Origin of the sequence: Bradyrhizobium sp. Arg237L, assembly GCF_029990105.1 — a bacterium.
Taxonomy (GTDB): Bacteria; Pseudomonadota; Alphaproteobacteria; order Rhizobiales; family Xanthobacteraceae; genus Bradyrhizobium.
On record NZ_JAQMIL010000077.1, the window covers coordinates 42,761 to 48,760 of the forward strand.

Sequence of the window (6,000 nt, forward strand, 5' to 3'; positions counted from 1 at the left end):
GCCGTACCATCCCAGGAAAGAGCGCTGCGTCTCATCTCGCGGCGTATCGAAACGACGATGAGCGTCGGGCGACCGAGGAAGGAGAGTAAACCATGAAGATAGTCGTGATCGGCGGCACTGGCCTGATTGGCTCGAAGACCGTTGCCATTCTGCGCCAGGCCGGCCACGAGGTCGCCGCGGCGTCGCCCAAAGTTGGCGTCAACACCGTCACCGGAGAGGGGCTCAAAGAAGCCATGGCCGGCGCACAGGTGGTGATCGACGTCTCCAATGCGCCTTCATTCGACCCCAGGTGGCGTTGGAATTCTTCGAGACCTCTGGCCGCAATCTTGTCGCGGCGGAGGCCGCGGCAGGCGTTCAGCACCATGTCACAGTATCCATCGTCGGGACGGACCGGTTACCGACCAAGGCTATTACCGCGCCAAAGTGGCGCAAGAGCAACTGATCGAGGCTTGCGGTATGCCCTACACGATCATCCGCTCGACCCAGTTCCTGGAATTCCTCGGCGGCATCGCCGATGCAAGCACGGATGGAAGCGTCGTCAGGCTTGCGCCGGGCCTGTTTCAGCCTATCGCGGCTGAGGACGTTGCTGCCGTCGTCGCCGAAGTGGCCTTCGCTGATCCGCGAAACGGGATCATCAGGATCGCAGGCTCGGAACGAGCGCCGTTCAACGAAATCGTCGCTTGCTATTTGAAGGCTGTCGGCGACCCGCGCAAGGTCGTGAAAGACCGAAGCCCGATATTTCGGCGGGCGACTCGAGGAAAAGTCGCTCGTACCATTGGGCGAGGCGCGTCTCGGCCGTCTCAATCTCGAGGAGTGGTTACGCAGCTCGCAGAAAAGAGCCTGATCATGCGGTCGCGGGCCGCGTCGACACTGCGCGAGCCGGCCACCACTGGCGCAGCCGCGTAAAACTTGTCCCATAGCGCATCCTTCGAATCGTGCGACAAGAATGCACCATCAAAAACTGGGACTAAACACCTAGCCGTTCCCCGCGTGGGCGCTGATGGCGTTCTGATCGCCAAGAAGTGCGCAGCGGGTGGTCCGTGATCATTGTTCGCACCATGCCGCGTTGCAGGTTTCGGCTTCAGGTTCCGGCTCGTACTTGCCGCGCGGGCTGTTGGCCCATCGGATTACTTTCTTGATTCCGGTCGCTCCATGTGCCGGTGAGGACGGAACATGGGTCTTCCGATCTCAGCCTCTGCGTCTGCAATCTCTGCGATGTCGCCCTCGGAAAAGCGCCTCAGATCGCTCTTGTTTGAATTGATGCATTTGCACTCACCGGAACGATGAGGCAGCGGCTCAACGCCAGCGCGCTTGAGCGGGGCGTCACGAGCATCCGCGTCATAGTCTACCATCGGAGCCAGCATCATCCGGCCGCCGTGATTTTCGCTTCGCACGAGGTATTCCGGGAATTTGGCAAGGGTGCTCAGCGGGTCGGCAGCTTCATCCCGTCGCGCCGACGATGTAGATAGCGCTTTTGTGTGGGTCGTTCTCTTCGAGCCAACGCATGCCAGGCTCGATCTTGAGGATATAGGAGCACCACTGGTAGCGCTGCGTCGGGAATCCCCTTTTTGTCACGGGCGAGCTGGCGGAAGCCGATCGCATTGGTCCGGTAAGGCGCCAAACCAAGCGATCGAACCCATTCCTCCTTTTCGAGGACGCGCTTTTCCCAGCCTTCCGTAGCCCAGCCGATGTCAGAGTAGACGACCGCAACACCTTCCAAATCCCATTCGCGCGCCCACTGGATCAGCGCGCAGGAATCATTGCCGTAGCTGGCGAAAATGACGAAGCGATTAGTCATGGTGTGGACGTTTCAACCTTTGAGCGCGATTTGGTGGCTGGGTTGTTCTGGTGACGTTTCAACCTCGGGTGGCTCAGAGCCGAAAATCTCTAGCCGTATCTCAGTGCTACTGGCTTTTGGACTGGCTGGACAAAGTACGCGTTGGACTCTGTCCAAGTGCGGCTCCCGCATCATGCATCATTGGGCACATTTGACGAAACCGACTTCTGTCGCGCCCTTAGCGATGATGGCGATCCTCGATAGGAACGCTTCCGGGTCTTTCATCATATGCGGTGAGGTCGCCGTCGGCCAATTTACCGATCTTGCGTTCACCGCTGAGATACCAGATGCTCGCCTTGGCTGCGCTGCTGCGCGGTAAGTTGATATTGTCCTGGTGCACGAGCAACATTGTCAGCGCGCAGTTTGGCAATGCCTATAACCGCCGCCTTGAAATTGAAATTCGCCGAGGACGGTATTGGCTTTTCTCTTGTGAGCGTTGGCTCTGGTGATGCGGTCGATTGCTCGTGAAGCTGGCCGGATCCCAGACCGGATCGTCGGCGACAGCCCACGAACCAGCAGTACAAACGATTATAGTTCGATTGCCGATCAGCCGTCGTTCCGATCGAATGCCTTAGAACGCCTGCACAGCAATTGCTCCAGAGGGATCGAGGGGCTCCTTATTTCGAATAGAGCTTACCAAAGTAACCGTTCAGTTCGCGCAGCACACCACAACAACCGCACGAGTCCTTCTCAGCGGATGGTTCGGCGGCACCAACATTCCGGCGGATGTACGAAAGCGGCGGCCCTGATCCACAAATGTGCCCCGCATACGAGCTTCCACCAATTCGTGATAAAAAAGGTGAAGCAGCAAATTCTCGCTACGGCGAGGGGGTATTTCAGCACACTGCTAGTGAGTGCTGGACTAGGTGCGCGCTTGCTACGTTGAGCGTAGAAATCGGCTCGTCGAGTTGCAACACAATTGCCGCCGCCTTGCGAGGCAGCAAGGTGCCTGGCTAAGGGAGTATCGTGTCTCGAATCATAAACTGCCCGGGATCCGCATTCCCGATGAGCATCGATTCGATGCCCACATTCGATTTCCGCGACGCAGGCACCTGGGTTAAATCTCGCCTTGCTGGGCAGAGGCTCATCGCCGACGCGAGCGAATCGCGGTTTGACTGGAGAAAAAATTATGAAACACACGGTGTCAGTATTACTTTCCAGCGTTCTTGCTGTCAGCGCGATCGCAACAGCGGTATTCGCGCAGCAACCAAAGCTTCCTCCACCGGACGACTGGCATGCGACTGGGCGTTATCTTCCGGAATACACGAGTGATGGTGCTCTCGTACTGCCGAAAAACTTCCATGAATGGGTTTATGTTGGCTCGCCTCTGACACCAAACATATTGAACAATGGGAAGGCAAACTTCCCAGAATTCCACAATGTATACATCGAGCCTGGTTCCTATGAAATCTATAAGAAGACGGGCGTCTTCCCCGAAGGAACCATCTTCGTAAAGGAGCTACAACTTATGCTCCCCGCCGATCGTGCAGACGGCTCGAGACAAGAGCCCTCTGGGCGAGGATTTTTTCCGGGACCCTTTAACGGCGCCGATGTAACCGTCAAAGACACCAAACGGTACCCCGAGACCAATGGCTGGGGTTACTATAACTTCAACCACTTCGAGCCGAAGGCCGCCACCGCCAAGGTCAGGCCGCTGGAGGAATGCGCGTATTGTCATATCGCTAGTGCTAAACGCGATGACGTATGGACGCAGTTCTACGCGTTGCTCGACCAGGTGCCGGTGCCGCCCGCCGAGAACAAGACTATAAAAAAGTAGGAGGCTGCGATGAAGATTCTTGGGTCAACGATGGCGGCTTTATCGGCGTCCATAATCGCAACAGGCATTGGATGCCTTGTCTCGCTGCCAGCAGGCAGTCAGGCCGCTTCTGAGAAAGTTCAACTCGTCGACGCGGCTGGCAATATGCGCATACCGGACAATTACCGCACCAGCTATGAATACCTGGGAAGTTGGTCTGTCGCAGGCGACGAGAAGGGTGCGAAAGAGATGCACACTGTTTACGCCTCGCCGGGAGCTGCGGAGGCGTATCGCGCCACGGGCAAGTTCCCTGATGGATCGGTTTTAGTAAAAGAGGTCCAGAGCACAACGACTGCAGTAATGACCACGGGCACCGTCAGCCATGTAGATCGTCTCAAGGGTTGGTTCATGATGGTGAAGGATAGCAAGAACAGCCACCCTGACAACAAGTTGTGGGGTAACGGCTGGGGTTGGTCCTGGTTTGATGCTGACAATCAGGTCAAGACCACCTCGAAGGATTTTCGTGCTGATTGTCTGGGCTGCCACGTCCCAGCCAAGGCAACGGATTGGATCTATGTCTCAGGTTATCCCGGACTGAAGAAGTAGGTGCGAAATCGCCACAAATGGTAGTCCGGCACAAGGCCGGCTACGAAAGCCGGTGATCGGAGCGATTATGAAATCCAGCAAACCCCTCGGGAAATGCGTTTACGGACCGATGATGGTTCTTCTTGTGTCTTTACTCGCGACTGAGGGGAGTTCGGCGGCCGATACATTGGCCGAAAAGAGAATCACCAAGCTATTCCTCACGTCAGGCCAAGTCGATCTTGCAAGAGAAGTGGTAAGATTGCCGCTTCATCGCGGTCGCCTTTCCTCCGGAGAGACGGTTTGGTTCGTTCTCACCGACGTAAGCGATCTCGCCGCTTCCAAAAAGATGGGCCTCACATGGGCGCCGAGCCTCAGTAAGGCAAAGGATCTCGTGAGCACGCGGGTTGCAGAAATGGATGAGTCCAATAACTTCGCCTTCAAATCGGGGCGGGTTGATTTCTCACCAGTTCAAACGTTGACAGCCGGAGAGACGCCAAACTTCTTCCCGCCTAGGTTGGCGCGGGCCGGGTCTGTTGGGGATGCGCACTACAGCCCGTTGGTCCGGGTGGCAAACCGTAATGACATTGTTTTCAACGCCCCCATGATCGCCTTCAACGTCGGACCAGAGAAAATCTCGTTCTGCGGCGGCAATCCCGATTACTCCGTTGTGACCGACTCCGTGGCAAGCATTTGCCCTGACAATGGCACCGTCGATTTGAAGCTGCGCTTCGGATTTGCGGACGGCAAGCACCTGCGGTACCTCAGCTTCGACGCCAACTCCGAGGAATCAGCAGCGCTCGAGGCATCTACCTTTGCGCCTGCCGAAAGCGACATCCTCCAAAGCGGCGCGACGGAGATTATCTACACAATCGTAAATGGTAGGACCGGCCCGAAGGATCCCGAGCGCCAAGGGCTTAACAGCGCGCTCAGTGGCGAAGGCCCTGCACTCGACATCCTTGCGAATTTCAAGGAGATCAGTGCCGGATATTCACCGATGTGGGATGTTCAACTGGCCGAGTGGACCAAAGAGGCTGTTGAGAATAATCAACGGAAGCTGATTACTGACGGCAACGACATTACAGCAAAAAGCGAAGCTGGCTTATTGGTAAGCCCTGTCGGAGGTCCGGTTAAAACGATTGAACATCTGGTGAACTGCCCAGTGGTGGGTTTCACCAATGAATGATTCTTCGATGAAGGAGAGGTCGAGTTGGTGCGGCAGAGCAGCTTGGTGAGTCATTAGTCGTCCGTACAAACCCAGCAATCGGGTCGGCAGCCAAAATCGCAATCAAGCGCATTCGGTCGGCATCGTGCGATGGGCCGTCGGCGGTTCTTTTGATGCAGTGCTACGTCTCAGGCGCCTCCGTGGGCGCGGACTGAAACAAGTCAATCATCAAACTCCGGGGTTGCACCACGTCTGCGGCAGCAGATCGTCGACATGGTCGCGTTCTTCCAGATCACGGAAGTTCCCAACGAGGGACTCCGTGCGCAGCTTCGCGACTTCGTCGAAGTAGATGATGGAGGTGTCTTTCGCTGAGGAAAGCGACGGGCAAAAGAGAACGGCGCGTTCAAGTTTTTTCGATCGGCCGCAAACATGCCAATGTGATCGTGCGAATGTGAAAGCGGGTGCTAGTAAACAGCACCTGAAATCCGGTAACTGTTGAAGTAGGGCGAGGTGCCGGTCACAATTAGAGTCCGGCATCGCGCGGAGTACGCTAACGAGTAGCGAACCTGGTTTAGGAGCGCGCCGCGATGAAGGAAAACCCTGAGCGAAAAATTCCTCGGCGTGATTTGCTTCGTCTGACCATCGCGGGTAGCGGCGCGG

Annotated in this window: 6 protein-coding genes and 1 pseudogene; 4 read left to right on the plus strand and 3 right to left on the minus strand. The window is 56.5% G+C overall.

The window, feature by feature from the left end; genetic code table 11:
• Window positions 1-92 precede the first annotated feature (92 nt).
• A pseudogene (locus tag OZ411_RS34675) lies at window positions 93-844 on the plus strand (SDR family oxidoreductase).
• A gap of 579 nt (window positions 845-1,423) precedes the next feature.
• Here the strand turns inward: OZ411_RS34675 and OZ411_RS34680 are convergent.
• The gene (locus OZ411_RS34680; RefSeq protein ID WP_282531534.1) at window positions 1,424-1,798 is read right to left on the minus strand and encodes a hypothetical protein; all 375 of its coding nucleotides are present in this window, start codon (window positions 1,796-1,798) and stop codon (window positions 1,424-1,426) included.
• A 217-nt stretch (window positions 1,799-2,015) separates the two neighbouring features.
• Complete coding sequence (locus OZ411_RS34685) at window positions 2,016-2,186, minus strand: hypothetical protein (RefSeq protein WP_282531535.1); 171 nt, start codon at window positions 2,184-2,186, stop codon at window positions 2,016-2,018.
• A 780-nt stretch (window positions 2,187-2,966) separates the two neighbouring features.
• Between OZ411_RS34685 and OZ411_RS34690 the strand changes: the two genes are divergently transcribed.
• From OZ411_RS34690 to OZ411_RS34700, 3 genes are all read left to right on the plus strand, one after another.
• Entirely contained in the window at window positions 2,967-3,614 is a 648-nt protein-coding gene (locus OZ411_RS34690; RefSeq protein ID WP_282531536.1) for a cytochrome P460 family protein, read from the plus strand.
• Between the two features lie 9 nt (window positions 3,615-3,623).
• The gene (locus tag OZ411_RS34695) at window positions 3,624-4,199 is read left to right on the plus strand and encodes a cytochrome P460 family protein (RefSeq protein ID WP_282531537.1); all 576 of its coding nucleotides are present in this window, start codon (window positions 3,624-3,626) and stop codon (window positions 4,197-4,199) included.
• Window positions 4,200-4,266: 67 nt separating this feature from the next.
• The gene (locus tag OZ411_RS34700; protein WP_282531538.1) at window positions 4,267-5,361 is read left to right on the plus strand and encodes a hypothetical protein; all 1,095 of its coding nucleotides are present in this window, start codon (window positions 4,267-4,269) and stop codon (window positions 5,359-5,361) included.
• Window positions 5,362-5,568: 207 nt separating this feature from the next.
• On the opposite strand, the gene OZ411_RS34705 is transcribed toward OZ411_RS34700, so the two are convergent.
• On the minus strand, window positions 5,569-6,000 hold a 432-nt coding region (locus tag OZ411_RS34705), incomplete at its 5' end, for a hypothetical protein (RefSeq protein ID WP_282531539.1).